This is a genomic window from Neobacillus niacini NBRC 15566 (assembly GCF_001591505.1).
Taxonomy (GTDB): Bacteria; Bacillota; Bacilli; order Bacillales; family Cytobacillaceae; genus Neobacillus; species Neobacillus niacini.
In genome coordinates this window covers 15,733-30,096 of sequence record NZ_BCVA01000057.1, presented here as the reverse complement: position 1 = coordinate 30,096, position 14,364 = coordinate 15,733, and the positions used below count along the sequence as shown (strand labels likewise).

The window sequence follows — 14,364 nt, the reverse complement described above, 5'->3', positions numbered from 1 at the left end:
ACGACTTCAGACACCGCCTTGCTTTTTTGGTTCTACCTTGTCCGAAGTTCACCCGACTTCAGACACCGCCTTGCTTTTTCGGCTCTACCTTGTCGAAGTTCACTCGACTTCAGACACGGCCTTGCTTTTTTGGCTCTACATTGTCCGAAGTTCACTCGACTTCGGCCTCCCTACAGGTCTTTCAATTGCAGCTTTTGCTCTTTGTAGCATTTCATTCTCTGCTTGTTCCTCAGATTTTCTCATCTTTTCATGATAGAGCCTGGTACTGTTCTATAAAATCATTTTATATAATTTTCGACTAGCTCATAGCATCTTTCTTCTGTAAGATTTGCTAGTACAGCTACATATTCTAACTGCTCCTGTGTACCGCCTTTATACTTTTGGGCTGCCTCTAGTGCAGTGTCATCTCTATGTTTTATCCAATTCCGTTGTTCTGTTCTCAATTGGTCCATCTCTTCGGTAGAAAGCTGCTCGTTAAGGACTCCATAAACCTCATTCAACAATGCATCCCACATTTCCCATCTATCGTTTTCCACTTTTTTTAATGCGAATGTTGATGAATCTGTTGCTGCCAATTCTTCCGTTGCTTGTTTCGTAGTATTTAATTTTTGGAGATACTCTTCCTTTTTACTTTCCATCACTTCATTTTCACTAATATCGATTTTGGATGACTCTTTATCACTTGAATTTGCAGATATATTTGCAGGCGAATCTTCTTGGTCGTTTACCGGACTCTCGTCATCACTCTCTGGAGCTTTGTTTTCTACTGGATCTTCCTTTGTTGTTCTAGCTGCAATGTCTCTATTTGTCGGGTTTCCACAAGCAGACAATATAACAAATGCTATGGTGAACAACGCCATTAAGAATATTTGTTTATTTTTCATTGTAATCACCACCTTCAAAACTACTTTAACATAAATTTTTCCATTTACAGTCAAAATAAGATTGTGTACTTAATCATTAGCGAACTTTAATTGAGCTAAGAATTACGGAAACTTTTTAAAATACTTGCTTATGAGTTTATAGATAGTTTCAATGCTTAACCTTATTTTCATATTTCTCAAAAGCTGGACTATTTAAATTTAAAAAGAGGATTAATTCTAAGTGGAGGTTTAGACCGTGTTTGGGCAATATTCATTTATGTGCTTCAATATTTAGTGGTACAATCTATTAAGCAAATAAATCCAGATAATTAAAAATATCAGTAACTCAAAGAGGTGAAGGAAATGAAAAACAAAGTAATTTTACTTGCTTCAGATCAACTTGGCAAAGGTGAAGCAGAACTAGGTGAAGGGATATTAGAAACCTTCTTTACAATTCTTAAACAAAGGGAAGAACTGCCTGCGGCTGTTTTTTGCATGAATCGCGGTGTGTTTACATTAACAGAAAAGTCACTTGTTTCACTTCAATTAAAAGAACTTGAAGAAAAGGGCGTTGACGTCCTTGCTTGTAAAACATGTGTTGACTATTATGAGCTGAATGATAAGCTTACTGCTGGTAAAATAAGCGGAATGGCTCAATTTATTGAGTTAGCCTCAAAATATGAAGTCATTACATTATCTTGATTTTCTAAGATATTTTCATTTGCCGACAAACTAAAAAGACTGCAGAGGAAATCCCTTCTGGTAGTCTTTTTTTTACACTTTAAATTTTGTCCTAATCAACAATCTTGATTTTCTTATTGTATACTTTCATATAATGCATGCCCTCTATTAGAAGATATTCTGGCTTTGTCGTTGAATCAAATTGCATGGTGCGTTCCTTTACTTCCCTGCCCTCTTGTTTTGTATAGGTTTGATTTACGGTTGTTTTTATAGGGATGACTTCCTCTTGTGATTGTATGGATACACCATCAAGCATTACATCACCATCTGTAGCAATCGTTATTTCTACTCCCTGTGGTATGGTTGACACTTTTTTGATCCAAAGTTCTTTCCCTTCATTCGTAATCGGCCCATTGGTAATAGATGAAAGGGAGATTTTTTCTTCTAGCTTTTGATAGCCGACAAACTCCTTTATGACTATTTCAAGTGAATCTAGCTGCTTTGGTAATGCATTGTAACGAATATCAAACTTTCTTCCTCTTAGTGAAGAAGTATTGCTGCTGCCCATTATTTCAATCGGCTTTCCGTTCGCAAGTAATTCAATTCCACCAAACGAAGAATCGATTCGATCAAAGTTTTCTACATTTACTGTTCCTTTGATCATGGTCATGGTTGGGGAGGCTGTAATGGAATGAAAGCTGATGGTGCCTTTATCCACTTTAAATGTCATTTTTAGCGATTGCTTAAATTCAGCGGCCATTGCTTTGTTTGGATTATATGGAATTTCAATACTTTCTTCTGTCATCTGGCCGTTCTGATGAGGCTGCCAAAAGTATAAATTCAACTTTTTAGCAAATGGACTAACAGGCTCAAAAGACATCATTCCTTTGATTTCAGTATGTTCATCATTAAGTAAGGAGGTACCTGCCTCTGCATTTGAGTTTGTAAGAAAACCAGATATTCTTGAAAGTCTGAAACTCTCACTCGTACTCGTCCTTATCCCTTTTGGATTATATAATGTGTAATACACAACCAATTGATTAGAATCTGAAATCAATCCGTTAATCATTAGCTCCGTTCCATCTTCAAGCTCGGTCCTTTTTTCTACGATTTGTCCCATGCCTTTTTCATTGAGTTCTTTTAAAGTACCATTTATGACTTCATCAAAACCAAGCAGTTTTTTCCCATAAAATGCAACTGCATTGTATTGCGATCCCATTAGGATAATTAAAAATAAAGCGATAACAGCTGTCTTCCAGCTAAACGCATATCGTTTTGTTTTCTCCGGAGTATTATGAAGCGCGGTCCTTAATCTCGCATCTAATTCGCTCGGTGCTTGTATAGAATCGATAAGCTTCTTTTCTTCCGCTAGTCGTTTCTCAAGATTATCCATGAACATCACCCCTATAATGATCTCTTAGCTTTTTCAATCCTTGGGATATCCTTGATTTAACGGTACCAATCGGAACAGATGTTATTTCCGCTATGGTTTGATAGTCGAGATCATGAAAATATTTTAATTGAATCGCTTCTTTTTGCTGCTCATTTATATGAATCAATAACTCTTTGATTTCCATTTGTTGATCACTACTCTTGTATGGATCGTTTGTCTGCTCACTAAAAGGTTGTTTCTCATCAGAAATATGCAAATCATCTAGTAATACCAGCTTCTTTTGCTTTCGAAGCATGGATTTACAACCATTCACTAAAATGGTCTTACTCCAACTGTAAAAAGATTCTTCTTTCTTAAGTTGATCGATATTTTCATATATCTTTACAATCATCTCTTCCATTGCATCCATGGCATCATGCGAGTTTTCCAAATAGGTGAGAGCAAGCCTATAATAATCATCTTTTTCAGCCATAATTAATTGGAGCAATGCCTCTTTATTTCCCTTTTTCGCCTTCTTCACTAACCGAACGATATTCATGCTTTCACCTCTCTCCCTTATAAGAGTCATGGCAGGGATAATAAGTTCATTTTTTCTAGATAAATATTTTATTTTCCAACTAAAAGAGGCGCTATTCCTTTGAATAGCACCTATATAAAAATGAAAAAATAACAGCACATAGCACCTTTTGTTATCTTCGAGTAGTTTTATTAAATCTAAACAAGGTTTTTATTTTTGCTGATATGAATATTCACTTCACTAACATTTCCCTTAAATCTATTATTGCACCAGATTCAATCATAAAATCTATTCCAAGACCGTTAAATCCATAGGTTTCTTTAGTGATTCCTAACTGTAATTGAAAGGAATCGAACAAATGGTTATTGATTTTTATATCAGATACAATTTGTTCATAGCAGAGTTCGCTTTCCCCGCCAACACCATACATTCTTCTTGGTCTACCATTAGTACGGTCAATAATAAGTCCAATTGCCTCTACTTCATCGGTATCGAAGATAGTTGTGGAACATCCAGTATCCAAAAGAACATCATTTAATTGCATTATCTTTCCGTTATAAGAGAGCAAAACGGAGACTAGAGGCAACCCATCACACATTTGAATCTTCATTGAAGTCGTCTCCTTACTCCAATAAATTTTTGCTCTTTCACTTCAATTGTTTTGTGATCAGTATGAAAAATGTAGTATTCACGGGTAGGTTCAGCTAAATGTAGTTTTTTATATTCTTTCCATGCTTGAGTTGAATCGGGGAAGTAAGAAATGACTGATAATTCATTTAAATGGCGTATAGAATTTTCTGAGTAGGCGGAAATAGCCTCAACAAGGACCCATTGTTCTGGATATTGTTCACGAACTTGTTCCCATTTCACTAATAACACCTCCTAGTTTAGATGTAATTAGTATATCATTTTTATGAATAATAGATTAAAATCTTTAAGAGAATACGATTAATTGATAAGAAAATACCTTACGAACAGTGCCTGGCACTGTTCGCTATTTCTATTAGTCATCGCAGGGATAAAAAGTTCATTTTTTCAGATATATTTTTTTAGATAATAAAAATGGCGCTATCCTATGAATAGTACCTGTATACTTGAAAAAATGGGAAGGGTTATAATGAATTCATTACGATCATCCCGATATTCCTAAAACCGTAATGGGTATACTCGGTTAGCGCTTCTTTTTTACAAGATCCAGTAGATTTCAAATCCTACTCCAACCCATAATAGCTGCATACAACTTGTCCAACTGATTTGGCTGCAACAAGAAGACACTCTTCATCAATATCGAATTTTGGATGATGATTGAAATAAGCGTGCTCAATTCCTTTTGGTTTACAGCCAATGAAAAAGAAACAACCGGGGATTTTTTCAAGATAGTATGCAAAATCTTCCGATCCCGAGAGCATTGGATATTCGCCAACCTCTTTAATGTCTGGATCACTCATGTTTTTTAGACCTGTGACAACCTTTTCTGTTACTTCCGGATCATTATAAAGCGGCGGATAATCGGCCGTATACTCCAGCGTGCATTGTACTCCAAATTCCGCTTCAATCCCTTTTACAATCCGATTGACTTCTTTTTCGATGATTTGCTGCGTTTCACCAGTCATGTAGCGAACGTCCCCTTCAAGCACTACACGATCTTTAATCACATTAAACGTTCCTTTCCCATCGAATGAGCCGATTGTAATCACACCCATCTCAAAAGGATTAATCCGGCGGCTGATTACTGTTTGCACCGCTGTTACAAAATAGGAAGCAGCAACAATTGCATCATTGGCCAAATGCGGAGAAGAACCATGTCCTCCTCTACCTTGGACGATTAATTTGAAAAACGACCTTCCCGCCAGCGAATATCCGCTGCGATAGCCGACAAAACCCGCAGGATGAGTAGGGAAAATATGAATACCAAATATATTGTCTACATCCTCTAGTACACCAGATTCAACAATACTTTTTGCTCCTCCAGGAGGTGCTTCCTCTGCATGCTGATGAATAATTTTAATACTTCCTGCAATGGAATTCTTCAATTGCATTAGACAATCAGCTAGAACAAGTAAATAAGCAGTATGGGCATCATGGCCGCAGGCATGCATCACACCTTCATTTTTCGATTTAAATGGTACATCTGTTTCTTCCAAAATGGGCAGTGCATCGAAATCAGCACGAAGAGCAATCGTTTTTCCAGGCTTCCCCCCTTTTATCGTTACGATCATCCCGTTTCCGTTTCCTGCATTTCTATGTATTTCAACATCTTTCCCTTTGTAAAAATCAGCAATATATTGAGCAGTTTTTTCCTCTTTAAATGAAAGCTCCGGGTTCTCATGTAAATAGCGGCGAATCTGAACCATTTCATCCTTTCGGGCTTCTAACATTTCCATTAATTCTTTCTTCATTAAAATCCCTCACTTAAATTTTATTCTAAGTACCATAGTCCCTATATGTTACCAATACAAATATTTAAAAACCAGTTCATCAGTCTTTTCCTTAAAGTAACCAGCGAAAGTCAAAAAAGCGGAGATTTTTCGGTTAAAGGCAGAATGAAGCCTGTTTCGGGATTAATAAGGGGAGGTTTTCCGATTATGCAAAGCAAAATCCCCCATTTCCACGTTTTTCAAGTCAATAGGCGGAATCTCTCCGTCTATTAGGACCATTTTTAATCCGTTTTACAAATTAAGCGGAATTTTTCCGTTTATTTTTCTTAACGAGTGCTTAACATGTTCCCCAGCCTTACGGAGAGGCATCTGAATAAAAAACATAAAACCTGTCTAATGTTCGAAAACTACAAAACAGCACCTCTCTGCCTATTACGAGAAGGTGCTGTTTTTCATTCCATACTTTTTTCTATGATTTCTACAAATTTTGTTGAAGATGGTGACAGTGGAACACTTTTTAAATAACATACACCTATATTTCTTTTTGGAATCTTTTCTATTAGTTGTACTTCATACAATAATCCTTTAGTTAAATACTCTTGTGAAAATTCTTTTGTCACACAAGCAATCCCCAAATTTATTTTAGCAAATTCCAATAATAAATCATGTGAGCCTAGTTCAAATTCCGGCGACATCTTTATACCTCTAGATAATATATAATCCTCTACATACTGTCTTGAATTTGATTTTGGTTCAAGAAAGATGAGTGGCAGTTTTACTAATTCATGAAGCCTTAATGGTTTAGATACGATTTTCTTAAATTTCTCCCCGCAAACAAAAGTATCATGAATATCAATAAATGGTATTTGTTCTAATGAAGGATCATCGATCGGAAAGTTACAAATTGTAATATCAACCTCGCCTGATTTTAATAAAGCACAGATTTCTGATGTTGTACCATTTTTAATCTTAAATTTAATATTGGGATATTTATTATGAAAATCTTCCAAATAAGGAAGCAAAAAATATCTAGAAATCGTATCACCGACACCTATCTTTAATTCCCCTGCAGTTAAATTTTTAAATTCTAATATCTTTTCTTCTCCGGCATCAATTAAATTAATTGCTGAATTTACATGTTCAAATAGCAGACTACCCTCATTTGTTAAAGATACCCCTTTAGGTGTTCTATTAAAAAGACGTGTATCTAATTCTCTTTCTAATTGCATAATCGCTTGACTAACTGCCGGTTGTGTCATATAAAGATCTTTTGCTGTCTTAGAAAAGCTTCCACTTTTCCCCACCATACAAAATACCTTATATAAATCTAATTTACTTATCACATAATCACCTCTTATACCCATCATTAGAGATATTAATTTTACTTATACCATTAAACGAAGGTATATTACAAGTAGATATAATTTATATTAACGTAAGTAGTTATAAGGAGCGATTATATTGGAAAGAGTAGTTGGAACTGTTGTAAGAGGTCTTCGTTGCCCAATCATAAATCAAGGTGACCAAATAGAAGAAATCGTTGTGGATAGTGTTTTAAAGGCTTCAGAAGTTGAAGACTTTACCATTAATGATAAAGATATTGTTACGATAACCGAATCAATCGTTGCTCGTGCTCAAGGTAATTATGCGACGATCGATCATATTGCGAAAGATATTCATACAAAGTTTGGAGAAGATACGATTGGAGTTATATTCCCTATTTTAAGTCGTAATCGTTTTGCAAACTGTCTCCGTGGTATTGCAAAAGGAGCTAAAAAAATTGTTTTAATGCTTAGCTATCCAGCTGATGAAGTTGGTAATCACTTAGTGGATATTGACATGCTTGATGAAAAGGGAGTTAATCCTTGGACAGATGTATTAACAGAAAAACAATTCCGTGATTATTTTGGATATAAGAAACATACCTTTACTGGTGTTGATTATATTGATTATTATAAATCGTTAGTTGAAGAATACGGTGTTGAATGTGATGTTATCTTCTCAAACAATCCAAAAACCATTTTGGATTATACAAAAAATGTTCTAACTTGCGATATCCATACACGATTTAGAACGAAGAGAATATTAAAAGCAAATGGTGGAGAAAAGATTTACAGCCTTGATAACATCTTATCAGAGTCTGTTGATGGCAGCGGGTGTAATGAAGCTTATGGTCTACTAGGATCAAATAAAGCAACAGAGGATAGTGTTAAACTTTTCCCTCGTGATTGCCAGCCTATCGTTGATAACATACAGCATATGCTTAAAGAAAAGACTGGAAAAAATGTTGAAGTGATGATTTACGGAGATGGAGCGTTCAAAGACCCTGTGGGAAAAATATGGGAACTAGCGGATCCAGTTGTATCACCGGCTTACACATCAGGTCTCGATGGCACACCGAATGAAGTAAAATTAAAATATCTCGCTGATAATAACTTTGCTCATTTAAAGGGTGAAGAACTTAAACAAGCGATTTCTCAATTTATTAATAATAAAGAAGCTGACCTTGTAGGATCAATGGAATCACAAGGGACTACACCTAGAAAACTTACCGACCTAATCGGTTCTCTATCAGATTTAACTTCAGGAAGTGGAGATAAGGGTACACCTATTATCTTTATCCAAGGTTATTTCGATAATTACACAAAATAAGCTAGTCAAAAAACTAGATGCCTCCATATAGGGCATCTAGTTTTTTTATTAATCATTTTCCTTTCAACACAGAATGGAGTTCGTTCGGGGTAAAGGCAAAAAGGTATAGTATACTATCTTTACCAAATACTTTGAGGTGCGGTTATGTGGAATTTAACAAAAGAAGCAAAAGAAAAATTTTCAAAATGTCATCTTCTTCCCATTCATGAATCTGATGATGACTGGAAGATGGCCATAACAGAAGCAAAGGCGGAAGGGGAAGACCTCATTGCACGTTTGAATGAAGAACTCGAAGAAGTCAAAGAGGAATTGTTACTTGTCTTGCCAAGCCGTTTCATTCCGTATGTGGAGGATGGTACATTAAATCAACCGACATTACCAAAAAACGTGAGGGAAAATTACTTGCAATGGATGCAGGACTCAGCCAAGGAATTTGAACAAACGTTAGATGCTGCCTATGAACAAACACAACAAGCGGTTGCCTATTTACCAATGGCGGTTCAGGATGTCTTTGCGGAAAGTCTGCATGACGCCATCATTGAGAGAATAGAACGTGAAGGGAATACGCTTCATCTTTACATCAATACAGACAGCGGATTTTCAACCAAATTCCATATTCATCTTATTTTTAAAGACGTCATAATAGAAGAATCGGATGACCTACTGCAACTTGGGCAATGGTTGATTTACTACGAACTGCAGAAAACGGACGCGGGATTTGCGTTTCGGGTGTTGTTTGATTGTCCCGAGGCGGAGTGGACAATTACCATGAAGGGGATGGATGCCCAATATTATTATCGTCCGATGGTGTATACAAGATTGAGGGATGAAGAAAAGCTTGAAGAAACTTCACTTGCAGAATACGTTTCCCTTTTAAATCCCGATTATCGCTATTGGTTGATTACACCTCATTTGAAAAGCAGCATTAACACATTTACAGATAATCTTATTTTAAATAAAGGAAATTTCAAATTGGGACAAAATGAGATGGTTGTTTCCGTTGAGAATCAACGTTTTATTTATGATTTAACAGAGTACAATCCAATTCAGTTTATCTACACCGATGTCTATGAATATCCGTATGCCCATTTTAATGAACCTGTCCCAACCGAACAAATCGAAGCAGCTGCCTTAGGGAATGATTTAGAATTACAAGTACGTGCATGGAATACAATGTATGCAAATCCGAAAGCACTAGCAGACATTATTAATCGGGTATTATGGAAAATCCAGATAACCGAAGAAAATGAAATGATGGTTAGTGTTTATGCCAGCCATTTTTATAAAAGTGAGATTTTGATAGAGGCGGTTCTAGAAAGGTATCGTAATTTAATTGATTAGCGGTACTTTTCTAGGATGACTAGGTATGCAAGAACACAACGTTTTACGCTACTAAAAATGCGAACAGTGCCAGGCACGGTTCGCTTTACGGTTCCTATATTTCAGCAAGTCCTTTGAAAAGTTCCACTGCGGTTTCAATGATTTCATCTCGGAAGTCATACTCATAGGTATGAATATGCGGATAATTTTCACCGTTTCCGATGTAGCACATCGCACCTTTAGTGAACTTTGTATAGTGTCCGAAATCTTCAGAAGCACGGAAGGCTTCCTTCATTTCAACCAACTGGAATCCTTTTTCTTGGCTTACCCTACGAATCTTGTCAGAACTTTCTTTGTGGTTAACCGTTTCTGGAAATTCATCGTTGAAAGAGAAACTTACTTTCAGTCCATACTTTTCAGCCTGTTCTCGTGCAAGGTCCTCAAGGTTTTTCTGAAGATTACCCAGTTCTGCTTCATACAGAGCACGGATGGTTAACAGAAGCTCACCTTTACTTGCTGCTAATCCGAATGCTCTTTCCCCTATGTTTACTTGAACAACCGTGCAGAGTACCAAACCTTCATTTCTGTCAGGAGAAATAAGCCCTGGAATCGCATCAATGATTTTTGCAATAGCAAATGAAGGATTAACTCCATTTTCAGGCTGACTCGCATGAGCGGGGGAACCTTCCATGGTGATGGTCATGCCCTTTGAGGCACAATGAGCGGTTCCGTCGATGACATTGATCGAATTAAAGGCCATTCCACTCATATTATGAAAGGCGAAAATTTCTTCAATGTTATGTTCCTTAATAAAAGTGGCACATTGAATCGCGCCATCTCCCGTTTCCTCCGCATGCTGGAAGAGGAAAAAGATGTTTTTATCCACACCCTTTTGGTCGACCTCCAATGCAAAGCCGGCTAAGCTTGCCGCATGTCCATCGTGCCCACATTTGTGGGAAATCCCTGGATTCATAGAAGCATGAGGAATGTTTATCACTTCGGGCATGGGAAGTGCGTCAAAATCCGCACGAAAAGCAATGTTCTTTTTATCTTCACCTGCTCGATAAATCGCATAAAACCAAAGGCCTCTATCTACGATTTCAAGCCTAGTATTCTTTTTAAGAAAATTAATTAAATACTGTTTAGTCCAGACTTCCTCATTCGAAAGTTCAGGATTCTGGTGTAATTCATGACGCAGTTGTTTAGCTAATTCTAAATTTTTTTGGTCCAAAGTATTTGACCCCTTCATAGTGTTTAAGTGAAAAATATCTTTAAGAATAATCTTACTATTAAAACTCCCCTTATGAGTAGACATAATTTTTAAGCAAGGAATTTTACTCTGTTTTTTACTATGGTTTCTGTTTTATAGGTAGAAATAAAAGATCCTCTATCCATGATGAATAAAGGATCTTACAGAGCTTTCATGCTTTAGCATGAAAGACTTTAAAATTTTGTGGTTTGTTGATTTTATATCTTTTAGCATAAGTAATCAATTATTCTTCAATTGTGCTTTTCCTTTTCACTATTAATGCGATAGCGCTTAATACTATGAGAAGTAAACCAATTACAATGAGGTTATAACTGTTAGTTGCAGTATCTGGAAGTTTGTAATTTCCGTTTTGAGTAGAGTTAGTTTCATTTTTCACGTCAGTATTTTGGCCGTAATTATTATCTACTTGGTCAGGTATAGGTGACGGTGACTCCTTAGGTGAAAGTGCTGGTGTTGGTGCTGGTGAAACTGACTCATTGACCACAACTTTTGCTGTTGCAGAATTTTTTCCATCCTTCGTTTGAACCATAATAGTAGCTTCTCCAGCAGCTAAAGCAGTGACAACTCCTTCATTCGTTACCGAAGCAATTTTTTCATTTGAACTGCTCCAAACAAGTTCCTTATTATCAGTTGTATCCGTTGGATGGACTGAAGCTTTCAGTGTGATTGTTTTATCTACTTCAAGATTCACTTCAGTTTGATTTAACGAAATCGCTTCTATTCGTTTAATAGGATCTACTTGGACTTCATTAACACTTACCGTACCACTCACTTCATTTCCTACTAAAACAAGAGGTCGACCGGTAGGACTCTCTTCAGCAGAAACAAATGCAAGTCCTTCTGGTGCTACATCTCCCGCAATCGTTGCTGAGAAATCTCTTGTATTAAGGTAATTAGCAAACTCAGCATTTTCCGGATTAGATATATTATAGGTCATTACTCCACCAATTCTCTCGAGTCCAATAAATGCATATACATCATTACCAATTATCCCAACTTTAACATCTTCTGGTTCAGGTCCTTTTTTGGCACTGCGTTTTTCAAAAACATTATCATCATTAGACCAGTTAAATACATCAGGAAAACGCTCTGCGGTAATCCTTTCAAGATCACTTCCGCTGTCATAGACAAGCTCCATTGTATTTGCATTCCAGATAGAGAAAGAGCGTCCCCCTAATGTGTAAATCGCGTCATTGCCACGATCCGTTAATACCTCAAGCTTTTCAAAATCCTTAGTATTGAGCATTCGATTGTAAGCAGCTTGTACTTCTGCTTCCGGCATGCCTTTAAAAAGACTAGCATTAGGCACGATACTTCCTTTAACTTTCTTTAAATCAGCAACATTTACAAACTCTTCCCACTCAGTTGCGTCACCTTCATTAGCTGTAATCAGATAATCATTACCGCGAATACTTACATATTCCACTGAATCCGGCATATAAGAACCTAGAATTGGAAGGCTTTCAATTTCGATTTTATCATTTCTGGCTGCATCTAACTCGTTACCTGTTAACGTATGGTCCTTGTAACCAAGAGAGTTGACTGCAATGGTTTTCCCCGCTTTATAATCAATAGTTGCAATCGCATTGTTCTCCTGTAAAGTAACGTATGCTTTTCCAGCTTTCTCTGAAACGGCAATATATTCAGGTTCAAAGTCTGTTACAGCATTTGCTTTTGTTCCATTGTTCCGAATGTGGACATCATCAGCGATTACACTTTCATCATCAAATTTCACATTGGTGATGTTGTCATTTTCGATATCTATGATTGAAACTGAACCTTCTGGATCGACACCGTTCACAAGTCCATTACGAGGCTCCCCTTCATTCGCAGATAAAATGGTTTTGCCATCTGAGGTGATTTTGACCATATCAGGCTGAACACCGACATCGAATGTTTTTTGAATGTCTCCATCATAATTCATAACAATAATTTTTCCGTTTTTTGTATATTCAACATCCTGAACAGCTGCAACAATAATATCTTTGGTAGTGTTAATATCAATACTTGTTACATCACCATATGTAAACGTTGCAGTGTTGACTGCTTTTGCAATATCAATAGATTTTTCTTTTTCTAGAGTTTGAACCGTATTGGAAGATGATAAACTTTCAAGACTTACAATATCAATGGTATGCCCCTTCCCATTGATAACATAAAACTTTTTGTTGTCCGAGTTGTATTTTACGATTTCAGCTACTCCACCGTCTTCGTCAGTTACACCTATGCTATACCCAGCAATCTTTTTCATTTCAATAGAATCTGTCATATTCCCTTCTGCTCTAGCAAGTTGATTCGTTAAGATAGTACTAGAAAGCAGTAATGTAGTAACCAAAGAGATTTTCCCAAAGGTGTTAACTATACTTTTTCTCCTCATTCTGATTTCCCCCTTCTATTTAAACGCGGTTTTTGTAACTCAATCTCACGTTTTTTAACATATAAATTAAGAATAATATAAAAATTTGTAAAGAAATGTCCGATTATTGTAAATTTTTCTTATTAATATTGTAAATATTTAATTAACATAACTAAAAAGTTCAACCATCTAAGTAATGTTGCCAAGTAACAAATATGTAAATGAAGAAGAATCAAACCTAGGTTTAAGAATATCTTTAATAGAAGTACTCAAAAAAAATTAAGTTTTACAATCCAAGGGTGATCTTATGTTCTGGAAAAAAGATATAAAGGAAATCATCTTACCAGCAATCGCAGTTGTAAGAAATCAAAGAAGTTTCGCCTTTAAATTAGTTACCTCCGCTTTTAAGGCTTTAATTGCTGCTATCTTACAGTCTGCAGGAGGGATCATCCCAGGAATCGGAATGCTCATCAGCCCTTTTTCCACCGCCCCCATAATTTTAAGCATGTTAATCTCACCATCCTATGGGTTCTTAAGCTATGTTCTTACGATTTTCCTATTACTTTTCATGCAACCTTCTGAACTGATTGTCTATCCATTTACGACGGGTGCTATGGCCATTGGAATTGGCTATGGTTTTATCCTGTTTAACAGGCGTTGGAAAGTGCTAACCTTCTCAAGTTTGTTTTTATGTATAGGGATTTGCCTCTTACTCTATGTCGTTCAATTCCCTGTTTTAGGACCATTTTTATTAAATTTTAAAGTATCGAATATCATTGTTATTTACTTATTTTCACTCCTTTATTGTGGGTTATGGATCGAACTATTCTTACGATTACTCCCTAAACTCATAAGACCAATCAAAAAATAATACCTAAAAACTATTTCTACAAGAAGTAGTTTTTTTGTTTTTTAAGTAAATAAAAGGGGAAAA

13 protein-coding genes are annotated in these 14,364 nt (G+C 36.3%); 4 read left to right on the top strand and 9 right to left on the bottom strand.

Going from position 1 to position 14,364, the window contains the following annotated elements:
- Nucleotides 1-278 precede the first annotated feature (278 nt).
- Complete coding sequence (locus tag BANA01_RS25730; RefSeq protein ID WP_034675855.1) at nucleotides 279-884, bottom strand: lysozyme inhibitor LprI family protein; 606 nt, start codon at nucleotides 882-884, stop codon at nucleotides 279-281.
- A gap of 342 nt (nucleotides 885-1,226) precedes the next feature.
- Here BANA01_RS25730 and BANA01_RS25725 point away from each other — a divergent pair, with 342 nt between their 5' ends.
- Complete coding sequence (locus BANA01_RS25725) at nucleotides 1,227-1,565, top strand: DsrE family protein (RefSeq protein ID WP_034675857.1); 339 nt, start codon at nucleotides 1,227-1,229, stop codon at nucleotides 1,563-1,565.
- 91 nt (nucleotides 1,566-1,656) lie between these two features.
- Here BANA01_RS25725 and BANA01_RS25720 read toward each other — a convergent pair whose 3' ends face one another.
- The 6 genes from BANA01_RS25720 to BANA01_RS25695 all read right to left on the bottom strand — a co-directional run bounded on the left by BANA01_RS25720 (nucleotide 1,657) and on the right by BANA01_RS25695 (nucleotide 7,175).
- Complete coding sequence (locus tag BANA01_RS25720; RefSeq protein WP_034675859.1) at nucleotides 1,657-2,937, bottom strand: DUF4179 domain-containing protein; 1,281 nt, start codon at nucleotides 2,935-2,937, stop codon at nucleotides 1,657-1,659.
- Nucleotides 2,930-3,475: a sigma-70 family RNA polymerase sigma factor gene (locus BANA01_RS25715; protein WP_034675883.1), complete on the bottom strand. Its 546-nt coding sequence runs from the start codon at nucleotides 3,473-3,475 to the stop codon at nucleotides 2,930-2,932. Before BANA01_RS25715 ends, BANA01_RS25720 begins: the two co-directional genes overlap by 8 nt.
- Nucleotides 3,476-3,686: 211 nt before the next feature.
- Nucleotides 3,687-4,064: a pepsin/retropepsin-like aspartic protease family protein gene (locus BANA01_RS25710; RefSeq protein WP_034675860.1), complete on the bottom strand. Its 378-nt coding sequence runs from the start codon at nucleotides 4,062-4,064 to the stop codon at nucleotides 3,687-3,689.
- Nucleotides 4,061-4,324, bottom strand: coding sequence for a hypothetical protein (locus tag BANA01_RS25705; protein ID WP_034675862.1), 264 nt, complete (start codon nucleotides 4,322-4,324; stop codon nucleotides 4,061-4,063). Before BANA01_RS25705 ends, BANA01_RS25710 begins: the two co-directional genes overlap by 4 nt.
- A 341-nt stretch (nucleotides 4,325-4,665) precedes the next feature.
- Nucleotides 4,666-5,853, bottom strand: a complete 1,188-nt coding sequence (locus BANA01_RS25700) for a M20 family metallopeptidase (RefSeq protein WP_034675864.1) — start codon at nucleotides 5,851-5,853, stop codon at nucleotides 4,666-4,668.
- Between the two features lie 431 nt (nucleotides 5,854-6,284).
- A complete protein-coding gene (locus BANA01_RS25695) occupies nucleotides 6,285-7,175 on the bottom strand; it encodes a LysR family transcriptional regulator (RefSeq protein ID WP_034675868.1) in 891 nt (296 codons plus the stop codon).
- 118 nt (nucleotides 7,176-7,293) lie between these two features.
- On the opposite strand from BANA01_RS25695, the gene BANA01_RS25690 reads away from it, so the two are divergent.
- Together BANA01_RS25690 and BANA01_RS25685 are read left to right on the top strand one after the other, a co-directional pair.
- A complete protein-coding gene (locus BANA01_RS25690; RefSeq protein ID WP_063255288.1) occupies nucleotides 7,294-8,484 on the top strand; it encodes a coenzyme F420-0:L-glutamate ligase in 1,191 nt (396 codons plus the stop codon).
- A 144-nt stretch (nucleotides 8,485-8,628) separates the two neighbouring features.
- Nucleotides 8,629-9,825 (top strand): DUF4085 family protein, encoded by a 1,197-nt coding sequence (locus BANA01_RS25685; protein ID WP_063255287.1) that lies wholly within the window; start codon nucleotides 8,629-8,631, stop codon nucleotides 9,823-9,825.
- Between the two features lie 94 nt (nucleotides 9,826-9,919).
- Here BANA01_RS25685 and BANA01_RS25680 read toward each other — a convergent pair whose 3' ends face one another.
- Together BANA01_RS25680 and BANA01_RS25675 are read right to left on the bottom strand one after the other, a co-directional pair.
- On the bottom strand, nucleotides 9,920-11,035 hold the full coding sequence (locus BANA01_RS25680) for a M20 metallopeptidase family protein (RefSeq protein WP_063255285.1): 1,116 nt from the start codon (nucleotides 11,033-11,035) through the stop codon (nucleotides 9,920-9,922).
- A 262-nt stretch (nucleotides 11,036-11,297) separates the two neighbouring features.
- Nucleotides 11,298-13,451, bottom strand: a complete 2,154-nt coding sequence (locus BANA01_RS25675) for a choice-of-anchor I family protein (RefSeq protein WP_063255284.1) — start codon at nucleotides 13,449-13,451, stop codon at nucleotides 11,298-11,300.
- A gap of 286 nt (nucleotides 13,452-13,737) precedes the next feature.
- Between BANA01_RS25675 and BANA01_RS25670 the strand changes: the two genes are divergently transcribed.
- On the top strand, nucleotides 13,738-14,301 hold the full coding sequence (locus BANA01_RS25670; RefSeq protein WP_063255283.1) for a hypothetical protein: 564 nt from the start codon (nucleotides 13,738-13,740) through the stop codon (nucleotides 14,299-14,301).
- Nucleotides 14,302-14,364 lie beyond the last annotated feature (63 nt).

Coding starts and splice junctions, on each gene's coding strand:
- BANA01_RS25720 (WP_034675859.1), bottom strand. CDS start 2,937: ATGGATAATCTTGAGAAACGACTAGCGGAAGAAAAGAAGCTTATCGAT.
- BANA01_RS25710 (WP_034675860.1), bottom strand. CDS start 4,064: ATGAAGATTCAAATGTGTGATGGGTTGCCTCTAGTCTCCGTTTTGCTC.
- BANA01_RS25670 (WP_063255283.1), top strand. CDS start 13,738: ATGTTCTGGAAAAAAGATATAAAGGAAATCATCTTACCAGCAATCGCA.
- BANA01_RS25725 (WP_034675857.1), top strand. CDS start 1,227: ATGAAAAACAAAGTAATTTTACTTGCTTCAGATCAACTTGGCAAAGGT.
- BANA01_RS25715 (WP_034675883.1), bottom strand. CDS start 3,475: ATGAATATCGTTCGGTTAGTGAAGAAGGCGAAAAAGGGAAATAAAGAG.
- BANA01_RS25685 (WP_063255287.1), top strand. CDS start 8,629: ATGTGGAATTTAACAAAAGAAGCAAAAGAAAAATTTTCAAAATGTCAT.
- BANA01_RS25730 (WP_034675855.1), bottom strand. CDS start 884: ATGAAAAATAAACAAATATTCTTAATGGCGTTGTTCACCATAGCATTT.
- BANA01_RS25675 (WP_063255284.1), bottom strand. CDS start 13,451: ATGAGGAGAAAAAGTATAGTTAACACCTTTGGGAAAATCTCTTTGGTT.
- BANA01_RS25700 (WP_034675864.1), bottom strand. CDS start 5,853: ATGAAGAAAGAATTAATGGAAATGTTAGAAGCCCGAAAGGATGAAATG.